Source organism: Aneurinibacillus sp. REN35, from assembly GCF_041379945.2.
In the GTDB taxonomy this organism is placed as follows: Bacteria; Bacillota; Bacilli; order Aneurinibacillales; family Aneurinibacillaceae; genus Aneurinibacillus.
On the sequence record NZ_JBFTXJ020000006.1, the window covers coordinates 234,666 to 248,856 of the forward strand.

The 14,191-nt window shown below is 47.0% G+C and carries 16 protein-coding genes and 1 other annotated feature (1 of these 17 running past the window's edge); of the genes, 15 read left to right on the forward strand and 1 reads right to left on the reverse strand.

The window, feature by feature from the left end; genetic code table 11:
* Positions 1-45 precede the first annotated feature (45 nt).
* The 3 genes from AB3351_RS13755 to AB3351_RS13765 all read left to right on the forward strand — a co-directional run bounded on the left by AB3351_RS13755 (position 46) and on the right by AB3351_RS13765 (position 3,298).
* Positions 46-1,050, forward strand: coding sequence for an ABC transporter permease (locus AB3351_RS13755; protein ID WP_371147701.1), 1,005 nt, complete (start codon positions 46-48; stop codon positions 1,048-1,050).
* Positions 1,051-1,061: 11 nt separating this feature from the next.
* Positions 1,062-1,952 carry a nickel transporter permease gene (gene nikC, locus AB3351_RS13760; RefSeq protein ID WP_371147702.1) on the forward strand — a complete coding sequence of 297 codons (891 nt, stop codon included), beginning with the start codon at positions 1,062-1,064 and terminating at the stop codon, positions 1,950-1,952.
* 269 nt (positions 1,953-2,221) lie between these two features.
* On the forward strand, positions 2,222-3,298 hold the full coding sequence (locus tag AB3351_RS13765) for a D-alanine--D-alanine ligase (RefSeq protein WP_371147703.1): 1,077 nt from the start codon (positions 2,222-2,224) through the stop codon (positions 3,296-3,298).
* 327 nt (positions 3,299-3,625) lie between these two features.
* On the opposite strand, the gene AB3351_RS13770 is transcribed toward AB3351_RS13765, so the two are convergent.
* Entirely contained in the window at positions 3,626-5,011 is a 1,386-nt protein-coding gene (locus AB3351_RS13770; protein ID WP_371147704.1) for a UDP-N-acetylmuramoyl-tripeptide--D-alanyl-D-alanine ligase, read from the reverse strand.
* 228 nt (positions 5,012-5,239) lie between these two features.
* Between AB3351_RS13770 and rpsU the strand changes: the two genes are divergently transcribed.
* The 12 genes from rpsU (at position 5,240) to recO (ending at position 14,008) form a co-directional block, all read left to right on the forward strand.
* On the forward strand, positions 5,240-5,413 hold the full coding sequence (rpsU, locus tag AB3351_RS13775; RefSeq protein WP_206247013.1) for a 30S ribosomal protein S21: 174 nt from the start codon (positions 5,240-5,242) through the stop codon (positions 5,411-5,413).
* 13 nt (positions 5,414-5,426) lie between these two features.
* Positions 5,427-5,870, forward strand: a complete 444-nt coding sequence (locus tag AB3351_RS13780) for a GatB/YqeY domain-containing protein (RefSeq protein ID WP_371147705.1) — start codon at positions 5,427-5,429, stop codon at positions 5,868-5,870.
* A gap of 139 nt (positions 5,871-6,009) precedes the next feature.
* On the forward strand, positions 6,010-6,291 hold the full coding sequence (gene yqfC / locus AB3351_RS13785) for a sporulation protein YqfC (RefSeq protein ID WP_371147706.1): 282 nt from the start codon (positions 6,010-6,012) through the stop codon (positions 6,289-6,291).
* A gap of 15 nt (positions 6,292-6,306) precedes the next feature.
* A complete protein-coding gene (gene yqfD / locus AB3351_RS13790; protein WP_371147707.1) occupies positions 6,307-7,491 on the forward strand; it encodes a sporulation protein YqfD in 1,185 nt (394 codons plus the stop codon).
* 6 nt (positions 7,492-7,497) lie between these two features.
* On the forward strand, positions 7,498-8,484 hold the full coding sequence (locus tag AB3351_RS13795) for a PhoH family protein (RefSeq protein ID WP_371147708.1): 987 nt from the start codon (positions 7,498-7,500) through the stop codon (positions 8,482-8,484).
* 28 nt (positions 8,485-8,512) lie between these two features.
* Positions 8,513-10,636 (forward strand): HD family phosphohydrolase, encoded by a 2,124-nt coding sequence (locus AB3351_RS13800; protein WP_371147709.1) that lies wholly within the window; start codon positions 8,513-8,515, stop codon positions 10,634-10,636.
* The gene (ybeY, locus tag AB3351_RS13805; RefSeq protein WP_371147710.1) at positions 10,633-11,115 is read left to right on the forward strand and encodes an rRNA maturation RNase YbeY; all 483 of its coding nucleotides are present in this window, start codon (positions 10,633-10,635) and stop codon (positions 11,113-11,115) included. The genes AB3351_RS13800 and ybeY overlap by 4 nt, the downstream gene beginning before the upstream one ends.
* 12 nt (positions 11,116-11,127) lie before the next feature.
* Positions 11,128-11,640, forward strand: a complete 513-nt coding sequence (locus AB3351_RS13810) for a diacylglycerol kinase (protein ID WP_371147711.1) — start codon at positions 11,128-11,130, stop codon at positions 11,638-11,640.
* 1 nt (position 11,641) lies between these two features.
* Positions 11,642-12,040 (forward strand): cytidine deaminase, encoded by a 399-nt coding sequence (locus AB3351_RS13815; protein ID WP_371147712.1) that lies wholly within the window; start codon positions 11,642-11,644, stop codon positions 12,038-12,040.
* Entirely contained in the window at positions 12,033-12,944 is a 912-nt protein-coding gene (gene era / locus AB3351_RS13820) for a GTPase Era (protein ID WP_371147713.1), read from the forward strand. The genes AB3351_RS13815 and era overlap by 8 nt, the downstream gene beginning before the upstream one ends.
* Positions 12,945-13,051: 107 nt before the next feature.
* The gene (locus AB3351_RS13825) at positions 13,052-13,207 is read left to right on the forward strand and encodes a YqzL family protein (protein WP_371147714.1); all 156 of its coding nucleotides are present in this window, start codon (positions 13,052-13,054) and stop codon (positions 13,205-13,207) included.
* Between the two features lie 36 nt (positions 13,208-13,243).
* Positions 13,244-14,008 carry a DNA repair protein RecO gene (gene recO / locus AB3351_RS13830; protein ID WP_371147715.1) on the forward strand — a complete coding sequence of 255 codons (765 nt, stop codon included), beginning with the start codon at positions 13,244-13,246 and terminating at the stop codon, positions 14,006-14,008.
* Positions 14,009-14,072: 64 nt separating this feature from the next.
* Positions 14,073-14,191, forward strand: a binding site (T-box leader) (it continues 98 nt past the right edge of the window).

Here is a 14,191-nt window from a genome sequence, read left to right on the forward strand (position 1 = left end):
GCATGCACTTTTTTTTCCGACTTCATAAGGCAGGTGAACTAACACATGTTTGCATACATTATTCGTCGGCTCCTGCAGCTTGTTCCCGTACTGATCGGTATGTCGCTTGTTGTATTTGCCATTATTCATGCCATTCCCGGCGATCCGGCACTCATGATTTTAGGCGAGCATGCGACCCCGGAAGCATTGGAGGAACTTAGAGCCAAATTGCATCTGAACGAGCCGCTGTATAAACAGTACTTCTTTTATATGGCTGATATTATTCAAGGGAATCTTGGTGAGTCGCTTCGTACGAAGCAAGAAATTAGCATTGAAATTGGCGCCTATCTAACGGCTACGATTGAGCTTGCGATTGCCGCATTGATTTTTGCGATTGTTGTCGGTGTAAATGCGGGCATTATTGCCGCATGGAAGCGCGCTTCCTGGTTTGACTATATTGCGATGCTGATCGCGCTAGTTGGGGTCTCCATGCCGGTATTTTGGCTGGGCTTGATGGAGCAGTGGATTTTTGTTGATAAGCTGGATTTGCTCCCATCGACGGGACGTTTTAATCCGCGTGAGCCAATTGATGACATTACGGGCTTTTATGTAATGGATACGATCCTTCAAGGCAATTGGGCAGGCTTACAGGATGTTGTTCTTCATTTAATTCTCCCAAGCATTGCATTGGGTACAATTCCGATGGCGATCATTGCGCGTATGACGCGCTCTTCCATGCTTGAGGTGATGAAGTCAGATTATATCCGCACAGCTCGCGCGAAAGGGTTGCGCGAATTCTGGGTTGTGTATAAGCATGCGCTGCGCAATGCGTTCGCGCCTGTATTGACGGTCATCGGTCTTCAGCTTGGCTCGCTTTTGGGCGGAGCCATTCTTACGGAGACGATTTTTGGCTGGCCGGGTGTCGGCCGCTATATTAATGATGCGATTGCCTTCCGTGACTACCCTGTCGTTCAATCTGGGGTGCTGGTCGTTGCATTTCTATTCGTTATCATTAATTTAATTGTTGATATTTTGTACGCGTATATTGACCCGCGCATTCAATACAAGTAGGGGGTGGCAGCATGCAGACGACAGCGCAGGTAAACACCCAGGCTTCGGTAAAGGCTCGGCAGAGCTCGCCTTGGCGCGACGCCTGGTATCAGTTAAAAAAGCAGAAAACCGCCTTGGTCGGATTGTTTGTCATCCTGTTTTTTATCGTAGTGGGGCTATTGGCTCCTATTATTACAAGTCAACCATGGGATGGACAAAATCTAGCTGATAAGCTCAAGCCGCCGAGTGCGCAGCATTGGTTTGGAACAGATGATTTAGGCCGCGATATTTTCACTCGCGTCGTATACGGTGCAAGAATCTCGCTGTGGGTTGGATTTTTCTCAGTAGTCGGCTCCATTGTCGCAGGGACGGCTCTCGGACTGGTGGCAGGTTACTTCGGACGTTGGGTAGATACGATTATTTCCCGTCTGTTTGATATTATTTTGGCATTCCCAAGCATTCTATTGGCGATTGCGATTGTAACTATCCTCGGTCCGGGGCTCTCTAACGCTCTAATTGCCATTGCGATCATTAATGTACCGACATATGGGCGGCTTGTCCGCTCACGCGTGTTGAGTATTAAAGAAGAGGAGTATGTCACCGCAGCAAAAGTGCTGGGTATGTCACATGCACGCATCCTGTTCTCGCATATTTTGCCGAACAGTATGGCTCCGATTATTGTTCAAGGAACGCTTGGGGTTGCGACGGCTGTACTTGAAGCGGCGGCGCTTGGCTTCCTCGGTCTTGGTGCACAGGCACCGCAGCCGGAATGGGGCAAGATGATTTCAGATTCGCGTCAATACATTACAGCAGCCTATTGGACAGTCTTGTTTCCAGGGTTGGCTATTATGTTAACCGTACTTGGCTTCAACCTGTTTGGTGATGGCCTTCGTGATGCACTTGATCCGAAGATGAAGCAATAAACGCACCCTGTTTATAAGTCAAAGTAGGATAGAGAAGGGAGAATCACGCGTCCATATGCTGCGCGTGATTCTTTTTTTACTTTAGACATCCTATAAAGCCTAAGAAAATATTAGTACCCCCATGCTTCTGAAAAACTGGTATGATTAATATATTATCCAAAAGTTCATTCGTACATAGTATGGAGAGAATAGAGCAAGTATAGAGGCATGTTCCGCTGGTTTCCTTCCAAGAGGGAATGTGTGATAGTGAATGAAGGAGGACGTTTCGGGTGTCAAACAAGCAAAAGATAGGCGTTATTTACGGAGGAAAGTCAAGTGAGCACGAGGTATCGATTCATACCGCTCTCTCCGTAATAAACGCCGTAGATAAAGCGCGCTATGAAGTACTTCCCATCTATATTGATGTAGACGGACGATGGCTTACAGGAGCCTGGGTGGAACAGGAGATTACCCATGTAGATGCACTGCGTTTTACTCCGGCGACCCATGCGGCACCGGATGTGTTCACGCTCAAAGATATGGTTGAAGTTGTATTTCCCGTTATCCATGGACCAAACGGGGAAGATGGAACATTACAGGGTTTTCTTGAATTGATCGACGTACCGTATGTTGGCTCCGGTGTGCTGGGCTCCTCTGTAGGTATGGATAAGGTAGCGATGAAAGAGGTATTCGGTAATGTAGGTTTGCCACAGGGCAAATATAAAAGCTATCTGCGAATTGATCTGGAGCAGAAGCTGGATGTCATATGCGATGAAATTGAAGCGGTGCTTGGACTTCCATGCTTTGTTAAGCCGGCTAACATGGGATCAAGTGTAGGCATTAGCAAAGCGAAGGACAGTGCGGGGCTTCGTGAAGCACTTCGTTTTGCGGCCCGGTTTGACCGAAAAGTGATCGTCGAAGAATTTATCTCCGGACGCGAGCTTGAAATCGGTGTGCTTGGCAATGATAAACCGGATACATCAATCGTTGGGGAAATCGTCTCAAGCAATGAGTTCTATGATTATGAAGCGAAATACAAAAGCGACGGAACAAGGCTTGATATTCCGGCGCATGTGCCGGAGAGCGTCGTAAGCCGGATGAAAGAGCTTGCGGTCAAAGCGTTTCTTGCGCTTGATTGCAGCGGCTTATCCCGGGTCGACTTTTTCTGGGATGAGACGGCCGATGAAGTATACATCAATGAGATCAATACAATGCCGGGCTTTACACCGTTCAGCATGTATCCGATGCTTTGGAAAGAAACAGGCGTACCATACGCAGAATTGATTGACCGCTTGATTGCATTTGGCATTGCGCGTTATGAAGAGAAGAAGGCCAATGAGCTTGTGGCTGAACAATTTAATGATTAAATCTGCAATCATATAAAGACTACAATGGGTAAGCAGCCTAAAATAAAAAATCCTGTTCACGTTTCTGAACAGGATTTTTTATTTTGCAGGATGTTGCTTTGAAATCAATAAAGATACTTAAAACTAAGAGAACATGCATAGAAAGCAACGATTACCTTTTAAAATATCGTTTGTTCATACATAGCTGCTGCAGCTCGTCTTATATTTTCCATTATATTACATATAATAACATAAATTAAAAGAGCCGCCCATATAGAGCGGCCCTCAGGTTGCCGAGATTTTCTCAACAGCTTGCGAAACAAAAAGCATTCAAGCTGTCTAATAATTTTAGGATAAATTCTCAAGCAATGTCTCAAGCTCCATCCCGCGCGATGCTTTAAGCAAAAGAGCGTAATCTGCGCTTGTAAAGGCTGCAAGGTATGCGCCAGCCTCTTCCTTGCTGGCAAAATATTTGGCTGCGGGTCCATACCCTTCCGCAAGGTGCTTGGCGTCCTGTCCGATCGCCACCAGCTCAAATTCCGCGCCCAACTCCCGAAGTTCTTCTCCGACCTCGCGATGATACGCTGCGCTTTGCGCGCCCAGCTCATACATATCACCGAGCACCAATACTTTCTTTCGCTCCGGATAAATAGAGAGAAACGTCTGCACTGAAGCAATCATCGAGGTCGGGCTTGCATTATAGGCGTCATTGATGACCAGCAGTCCGTTTGCTCCATCCACTCGCTCAAAGCGCATCGTAGAGATGGAGAGCGTTGCCAGTCGTTCGACGATTTCTTCGTTTGGAATGCCGAGGTGTTTGGCGATGAAGATGCACGGCAGCGCATTGGAGATATTATGCTCTCCAAACAGCGGCATGAAGCAGCGGAACTGTTCGCCGTCGCCTGTCGTTACGACAAAGCGGCTACCGTTCTCGTCAAAAACAATATCTGATGCCGTAATATCAGCGCCACGAGCTTCTTCGCCCTCATGATGTACATGATAGAAGTAAGTTTTTGCGGGATTAAGAGGTGCCAGATTAGCCACCAGCTCGTTATCCTGATTTAAACAAGCAAATCCGTCAGGATGAGTATGACCAAGAATTTCGCCTTTGGCTTGTGCAATCATTTCTTTGGAATCAAAAAACTCCATATGGGCATCATTTACATTTGTGATGACACTGAAAGTGGGACGTGCCATACCGGCTAAGAAATCAATTTCGCCTGCATGGTTCATACCAAGCTCAAGCACAGCCACCTCCGTCTCCGGCGCAATCTGTAGAAGCGAGAGCGGCACGCCAAGGTGATTATTAAAGTTTTTGTATGTCTTGTATACATTCTTTTGCCCCGACAGCAGATGAGCCAGTATATCCTTTGTTGTTGTCTTTCCGTTGCTGCCAGTGATGGCCACAATCGGAAGTGAGAGGCGATTGCGATACATGCGCGCAATTTGCTGGAATGCTTTTTCTGTATCATCCACCAAAATGAGCGCAAATTCTGCGTTGACCCCTGCGGCTCGCGCTTTTGCTTCATCAGATACGAATGCCGCTTTGGCGCCCATCTCCGCTGCCTTCTGTAAGAAATCATGTCCGTCCCGTACACCGCCGGTCAGGGCTACGAACAGTGAGTTGACCTCAAGCTGTCTTGAATCGAAATGTACGGAGGTAATCTCCGATTGTTTATCTCCCTGTAGCAGGGTTCCTTCTGTAATCTCTACAATTTCTTGCACGGTAAACATACAGGATGTCCTCCCCGTTTTTGCTTTTTATCCATCTCCATTACTTATTATAACGCGATTTTGCCTCAAGCAGATGCCTCCATATTCCTGTTCCGCAAAAACCAAAAAAATGGACATCTGAGGTTGACCTGCCTATCCCTGTATAATATAATGTTGTTTGACGACTTTATAGAGATATCTTTCTGTTGCAGTCGTCACCCACGGTTAAGGCGGAGGGAGGGGAAACAAATGGCAGAAATTCGTGTACGTAAAAATGAGTCGTTAGACCAAGCGCTACGTCGATTCAAGCGTGAAACAGGTAAAGATGGCGTTCTTGCTGAAGTTAAAAAGCGCAGACACTATGAGAAGCCTAGTATTAAACGCAAGAAGAAGTCAGAGGCAGCGCGTAAACGTAAGTATTAGGAGGAATAGTTTAATGAGACTCGTCGAACGTCTTACCCATGATATGAAGCAAGCGATGAGAGATAAAGACAAGCTCAAACTTTCCGTAATCCGTATGGTGAAATCTTCCGTCAAAAATGAAGAGATTAACCAGGGTAAAGAACTGTCTGACGACGAAGTGCTTACTGTCTTGACTCGTGAGCTGAAGCAAAGACGCGATTCCCTCCAAGAATTCGAAAAAGCTGGTCGTGAAGACCTCGCAGAATCCACACGAGCTGAAATTAATGTACTTATGGAATATATGCCTGAGCAATTAAATGAAGAAGAGGTCCGCAAGCTGGTTAGCGAAGCGATTCAGCAGACCGGTGCATCTTCGAAGAAGGACATGGGAAAAGTCATGGGCGTGCTAATGCCGAAAGTCAAAGGCCGCGCTGACGGTGCCTTGGTCAACAAGGTTGTTCAGGAGTCGTTATCATAAGGTATACATGAAGCCCCACCTGCATGCAGGTGGGGCTTTTTGCGTTTTCTCCTTCATAAATCCCCTGCAAGCTGCATAACGTGAAGATAGAGAGTCTGCATGATTTGCGGGCGCTCCGATGCAGAGAGGGGGCATACGCGTGAAGAAATGGAACGAAAAATGGCGGCGGTTCACTACCGGCGTACTTGATATGCCGCAGGACTTAACGATGGAGATGCCCCGGATTACGATGATTGGTCAACTGCAGATGTATATTGAAAACCATCGCGGAGTCCTATGGTTTAGCAATCAGGAACTCCGTTTGCTTTTAACGAAAGGTCAACTGCTGATCCGGGGACAGAATTTGGTCATTCGCGCGATTTTACCTGAGGAAGTGCTTGTGGAGGGCATTGTAGATCAAGTCGTATTTTTGGACCAATAGAGAGGGGAGACGGCTATGAAGCACGGGGAAAACTGGTTTCGAGGCTATCTTGTCCTGCGTGTGCGAGGCAAGCGTATCGAACGTTTTTTAAACCGAATCGTAGGACAAGGTATACTGATATGGGACATCCGGCGAAATGGAGAAGAGGCCTATTTGAGTCTGCCGCTTGAATCCTTCTACAGTTTGAAGCCATTCTTAAAAGAAACCGGCTGCCGCAGTCGTATTATTGAACGGGTCGGCCTTCCCTTTATTTTGCAAAAAATGTGGACGCGCTCTATGTTTGCTGTAGGTATTATCGCTTTCTTCATCGGTATGTATTTCCTTGCGAATGTAATTTGGAGTGTGGAGGTTATCGGCAATGAGAAGGTTCCTGCATACCAGATCAAGCAGGCTGCCGAGGGAGCGGGTGTAAGACAGGGAGCACTGATTTTCCGTCTTCCTGAAGTGGAAGAGATGCAGCGTCAATTGATGGAGCGCATTCCGCAGGCTTCTTGGATCGGATTTGAAGTGAAAGGAACGACAGCCATTATTCGTGTTGTAGAAAAGGTCATCCCCGAGAAAAAAGAGACACCGGGACCACGGCATATCGTTGCGACGAAAAAGGCGGTTATTCATTCCATCTTTGCAGAGCGGGGACGTCCTGCTGTACGGATCAACGATTGGGTCAAGCCTGGCGATATTCTCATCTCCGGTGCACTTGGAAATGAGGAGCAGACCGTGCTGGTCCCTGCTACGGGAAGAGTGGAAGGAGAGACATGGTACGAATCAACAGTGAGCGTACCGCTTAAACAGAAAAGACCTGTATTAACCGGTGAGAGTTATACGAACCGCTATGTGCTTCTTGGAGGCTATGCGCTCAAAATCCAGGGTTTTACCGCAGAGCCATACGCGCAAGAGATAAAAACAGAAGAGGCAGGCTGGCTTACGATTGGCAATCTATCGCTTCCAATGGGTATGAAAAAAGAAGTAGTGCGGCAGAATGAATGGATCAACATCACATTGAGCGAGAGGGAAGCGATTGAGATTGGGAAAAAATATGCTCGTGAAAATTTGGTGAAGCAAGTAAAGCAAGGCGGATACGTAAAGACGGAAAAAGTTTTGCACGCGAAGCAAGAGAATGGTAAAGTTTATATGAACATTCATTTTGTTGTAGTGGAAGATATTGCAGCTGAGCAGCCTATTACTTATGAAGGAGAATGAGATCTTTTGCACGTAGAAGAGACAAGCAAAACGATACGACTTGAAAGTGCGGAAGAAGCAAGTTTGCTTTTTGGCCCGCAAGATTCTTATCTTAAGGAAATTGAGAATGCAACACCGGCGCATATTTTCGCACGCAGCGAAGAGATTACGATCTCCGGCCTGCCGCAGGAAGTGGAACGCAATGCCCGCCTGATTGAAGTATTGGCAGCGCTCTTGCGCCGTGGGATTAAGTTATCATTACAGGATGTATTGTATGCGATTCAACTGTCCAAAGAAGACGCGCTTGAAGAACTTATGGAGCTGTACGGCCAGCCCATCGCCACCTCTGTGAAGGGGAAACCTATCCGCGTCAAGACGCTTGGACAGCGCCATTACATTACATCCATTAAGAAGAAAGATATTGTGTTTGGCATCGGTCCAGCGGGTACAGGTAAGACGTACCTTGCTGTGGTGATGGCTGTAACCGCACTCAAAGCCAACCGGGTAAAGCGTATTGTATTGACGCGTCCGGCTGTAGAAGCGGGAGAGAATCTGGGATTTCTTCCGGGAGATCTACAGGAGAAGGTCGATCCGTATCTGCGTCCATTGTATGACGCTCTGCAGGATTTACTGAGTACGGAAAACATGACAAAGTATATGGAACGAGGAATTATTGAAGTGGCTCCGCTTGCATATATGCGGGGGCGGACGCTTGATGATTCATTTATCATTCTTGATGAAGCACAGAATACAACGCCTGAACAAATGAAAATGTTTTTAACGCGGCTTGGCTTTGGTTCCAAGATGGTTATTACCGGTGATGTGACGCAGGTCGATCTGCCGCGCGGTAAAAAATCCGGCCTTCAGGATGCGGCAAGAAAGCTTGATGGAATTGAGGGTATTTCCTTTGTTTACTTAACTGGGATGGATGTAGTACGTCACCCGCTGGTACAAAAAGTCATTACTGCTTATGAACAGGAAACGGAAGGCCAGGGCTTGGATAAGAAAGAATAAAATGCCTCGCATAAAGGGGTTGTACGACATGAAAGCAAGTCTCAGGCGGCTGCATCTCTCGATCCCGGAATCATGGAAGACAAGCGTGACCATTCGACGGCTGCTGTTTCTCTTCCTTGGGTTAATGATCTATCTACCGATTATGGGGGATGTGCTGCCCAAAACGTTTGACTTAAATGTAAATACTGTAAGTGATGTGACACTTACCGCTCCGGTTACCGTCGAAGACGTTCAGGCAACGGAGCAGGCGCGAACCAAGGCGGTCAGCGAAGTACAGCCTGTATATTCCCGTAATGATACAATTACGACACATCAGGTTAAGCTTGTTTCTTTTATCTATAAGAAGGCAGGTGAGCTTGCCGCCAGACAGGATTTGACCCCAGAAGCCCGCCTTAAGGAGCTTAAGGACAATGTCCCGTTTCCATTGTCACAGGAAACGCTTCAGGCGATCCTGACGATGCCTGTTCCTACTTTGAATGCGGCGACGCAGGAGACGAACAAAGTCGTCACCTCTGTTATGCAAAAAGGAATTGACGAGGCCGTTGCTTCGAATCGAGACTTCATTCAACAGCGGGTCAACCAGCAAATTGTGCTGGTGGATCTGGACAGTAAGTCCCGTAAAGTAGTTCGCGAAGTAGCGATCGCAAGCATTGTACCTAATCTGACAGTAGATGAGGAAGCAACCAATGCGCTGAAAGATACAGTCCGGCGTTCCGTAAAGCCGATCATGATCTATAAAGGGGAGGTATTGGTGGAGAAAGACCAGTACATCTCTGAAGAGGTATATAGAAAGCTTGATGCAGCCGGACTTCTAGAACGCAATGCCAGCAAGCTTCCTTTCTTGGGACTTGCATTGTTCATTTTTCTGTTCATCGTATTTTTGCGTATGTATCTTGTACAGGCGCACCGTAAGATTTATGGCAGCAATACGCATATTCTTATGCTTTCGCTCATTATATTCTTGAATATTCTTGTGATGAAGATGATGAGTGCTGGGAAGACGATTGATTTCTTTTCGCCTGGATATGGCGTGCCGGTTGCGCTCGGCTCAATGCTTATTGCGATCCTGCTTGATACGCAGCTCGCCGTTATTTGCAGTGTGCTGTTTGCTTTTGTTGCCGGTATTGTGTTTAACTTTGAGAGCTTGCTGCCGGTGGATTTTCGTTATGTATTATATGGATTTTTAAGTGGAGTCGCCGGGGCTTATTCGCTCGGTAAAGCGACGAAGCGTTCGCGTATTCTCCAGGCAGGGTTCGGCGTCTCATTGTTGAATGTACTTATTATTTCCGCTTTATATCTGTTGGTATCCTCGACAGGTAACTGGCGTGATCTTTTGAACGAATATGTTTTTGGTGCGATCAGTGGACTGTTGGCGGCGGTGCTTACGATTGGGTTTCTTCCGCTGTTTGAAGGGATGTTCGGCATTTTATCTCCGATGCGCTTAATTGAGCTGTCGAATCCGAATCAGCCGCTTTTGCGCCGCATGCTGATGGAGACGCCGGGAACATACCACCACAGTATGATGGTGGCAAGCCTCTCGGAAGCCGCGTGTGAGGCGGTGGGAGCAGATGGATTGCTGGCTCGGGTCGGTGCGTATTATCATGATGTCGGCAAAATGAAGCGCCCGCATTTCTTTATTGAGAATCAAATTAACCGGGATAATCCGCACGATACGTTGGCACCGGCTCTTAGCAAGCGTATTATTCTAGCTCATGTAGAAGACGGGGTACGGATGCTAGAGGAGAACGGACTGCCGAAGCAAATCATTGATTTTGCTCAGCAGCATCATGGTACGACGCTGTTAAAATACTTCTACTATAAGGCAGAGAAAGCATCAGATACCCCGATTCCGGAAGCTGAATACCGTTATCCGGGTCCGAAAGCACAGACCAGGGAGACGGCCATTGTTGGGATTTGTGACAGTGCTGAGGCGGCGGTGCGCTCCATGTCCAATCCGACGCCTGAGAAGATTGAACAGCTTGTTCGTCGGATTATAGCGGACCGTCTTGAAGATGGGCAGTTTAATGAGTGTGATTTGACAATGCAGGAGCTCGAGAGCGTGGCACGTACGATTTGCGAGACGCTGCAGGGATTTTTCCATAACCGGATTGAATATCCGGATGACAAACAAGTGGCGGTGAAACAAGCATGAGTATAGATATTGAATTCATCCAAGAATATAAATCGGAACTATCCCAGGATGTGCTCGATCTTTTGCAGCGCGCCCTTGAAGAAGCCGCGCGTACGGAAGACGTCGAGGGAGAAGTGACAGTCACATTTGTTGATAATGACCGAATTCACGAATTGAATCGTGAGTATCGCGGCATTGATCGTCCGACAGATGTTCTTTCTTTTGCGATGAACGATGAAGGTGAGGAAGAGATGGAAATCTTTCTTGAAGAAGGAATGGAAGAGATACCGAATATGCTCGGTGATATTATCATCTCCATTCCGAAGGCACAGGAGCAGGCTGAAGAGTACGGCCATACGTTTGAGCGGGAGATGGGCTTTCTTGTCGTACATGGATTTCTTCACTTGATGGGGTATGACCACGAGACAGAAGAAGAAGAAGCGGAGATGTTCGGCAAGCAGGAAGACATTCTGAATCGGGTGCGCCTTACGCGCGAATAGGCGGGGAGCAGTGTGAGAGTAAAAGATGAATGGCGGCGCCTTAGGCGAAGCTTTGGCTACGCCATCTGCGGCATACGCGATACCGTAAAGACTCAGCGAAACATGCAAATCCATGTGATTGTGGCGTTGCTTGTTCTCCTTTTGGGATGGATTTTGGCCATTCCAAAAGGAGATGTTTTGCTGGTCTTTTTTTCTGTTTTTCTTGTGCTTATTTTGGAGACGGTAAATACTGCGATCGAACATACTGTGGACGTAGCGATTGGTGACCGCTTTCATCCGCTTGCGAAGAAAGCAAAGGATGCCGCGGCGGGAGGGGTATTGTTTGCTGCGATTCTTTCGGTATTTGTTGGAATTTATGTATTTGGCGAACCGCTGTGGCAATTTATACAAAGCGGGGAAAGAAGGGTAATACATATAGGAGAGCGGGGAGAAGCCGTCTTTCTTTTTGTTATTGCCCTCATGTTCGTCCTGGTCGCATGGCTGTTATTTGAATGGATTCGTCCGAATAAAAAGGAGGAAGATTGAGATGGATAACGGGATGCTAATTCAAGAAGCGATGAAAGCGCGGGAGAAGGCCTATGTACCATACTCTACATTTAAGGTGGGCGCTGCCTTGTTAACGAGAGACGGAAAAGTGTATCATGGTTGCAATGTGGAAAATGCGGCGTACTCCCTGTGCAACTGTGCGGAGAGAACGGCCTTATTTGCTGCCTATGCCGTGGGCGATCATGAGTACGCCCGTCTGGCTGTTGTGGCTGATACACCAGGGCCTTGCTCGCCGTGTGGTGCCTGCCGTCAGGTGATCTCTGAATTATGCCCGCCACAGATGGAAGTAGTCATGAGCAATCTCAAAGGAAATACAAAGATTATGACTGTAGCAGAGCTCCTACCCGGAGCATTTAACCAGGAGGATTTGAATGGATAACGCAGAATATAAATCAGGATTCGTAGCCATCATCGGACGACCAAATGTAGGAAAGTCTACGCTGATGAACCATATTGTAGGACAAAAAGTTGCGATTATGTCGGATAAACCTCAGACAACGCGGAATAAAATCCGCGCTGTCTATACATCCGAAGAAGGTCAGATTATTTTCTTGGATACGCCGGGAGTTCATAAGCCAAAATCAAAGCTTGGCAATTATATGAACCGGATGGTAGAGAATGCATTGCGCGAAGTGGATGTAATTTTGTTTCTTGTCGATGCAGCTGAGAAGCTTGGACCAGGAGACGAATACATTATCGAGAAGCTGAAGGAAGTAAAGACACCCGTGTATCTCGTCATCAACAAGATCGACAAAGTGCATCCAGAAGAGCTGCTGCCGTTCATTGATCGATACAAAGAGCTGTATCCATTTGAAGAGATTGTTCCCGTTTCTGCTTTGCAGGGGAATAACGTACAGCGGCTCATGGAGCAGTTAATGTCCAAGCTTCCGGAAGGTCCGCAGTATTATCCGGAGGATCAAATTACTGACCACCCTGAGCGATTCGTCGTGTCGGAGCTTATTCGGGAGAAAATTCTGCATTTAACCCGTGAAGAAGTGCCGCATTCGATTGCTGTTGTCATAGAACAGATGAAACCGCGTGAAGAGAACGAGCATTTGATTGATATTTATGCTACAATTTATACAGAACGACCTACACAAAAAGGAATTCTTGTCGGTAAGCAAGGGTCAATGATGAAAGAGATTGGCATGCGTGCCAGAGAAGATATTGAGCGCCTGCTGGGTACCAAAGTGTATCTTAATCTGTGGATCAAAGTGAAGAAAGACTGGCGTAATCAGGAGAACTTATTTAAGAATTTAGGTTTTCAGGATAATGAAGAGTAGCCGCGGGGCTGGTAAAACTTCCAACGGATAACATGTGCTGCGCCGGGTCAAGATACAAGTAAGGTTTTGTCACTCATGCTTTATCTTTTCCGAAAGGATGGATACGAATGATTAAGGACTTTTTCTGGCAATATTTTGCTCAGACCGGTAGTATCGATGCCTATTTATTGTATACGGAAGATGAAGACGCGTTAGTATTTCCAGATGAGAGCATAGATTATAAAATCGGCAGTACAGTAGATGAACATACACATATGAAGTAGACGACACGAGAAGTGCCGGTAGAGGAGAATGCATGGATGATTGGGAAAGCGGAAGGGATTGTAGTTCGCACGACTGATTATGGAGAGGCGAACAAAATTTTGACCGTATATACACGCGAAGCAGGAAAAATCAGTATCATGGCCCGGGGCGCGAAAAAATCAAAAAGTCGTTTTACAGCCGTATCGCAATTATTTACGTACGGCTATTTTCTTTACCAGATCAGCTCAGGTATGGGATCGCTGACGCAGGGGGATTTGATAAACTCATTTCGCACCGTGCGCGAGGATTTGACAAGAACGGCATATGCTGTATACATGGCAGAGTTGCTTGACCGTTTGACGGAAGATAAGGAACCGAATGCCTATTTATTTGAGATGATGCTTCATGCACTGAAATGGATGGAAGAAGGAAAAGACCCGGAGATTATTGCCCGCTTATTTGAAATGAAAATGCTGTATGTAGCTGGCTGTCGTCCGCAATTTGGCGGGTGTGTAAGCTGTGGTGCGATGGATGTTCCGTACTTTGTAAGCATTTATGAAGGGGGGTTTCTTTGCCAGTCCTGCCAGCGCAATGATGCATCCCTTATTGCGGTAAGCCCTGGTACGGTGAAGATCCTCCGCTTACTGCAGCATATTACCATGCAGCAGCTTGGCAATGTGAACGTCAAGGCGGAGACCAAGCAGCAGCTGCGTCGGGTGCTGTATGCGTTTCTTGATGATTGTACAGGTTTGCATTTAAAGTCTCGTCGCTTTCTTGATCAGATTGAACAGATGGGATTGGGACCAACCTCAGGGCTATAGTACAATGAGAGTTGACAATCGTGGAAAGAATCGTTTATAGTATCTACAAAATCCAATGAACCAAATAGGCGCAACGAAGGAGAAGAGTAGTCAGATAGCATGCCTGTAAGCGAGCCGGGGATGGTGGAAGCCCGGTGGCACACGCTGGCGAATGGCGCTCCCGAGCGTATTGTATGTAAGAGT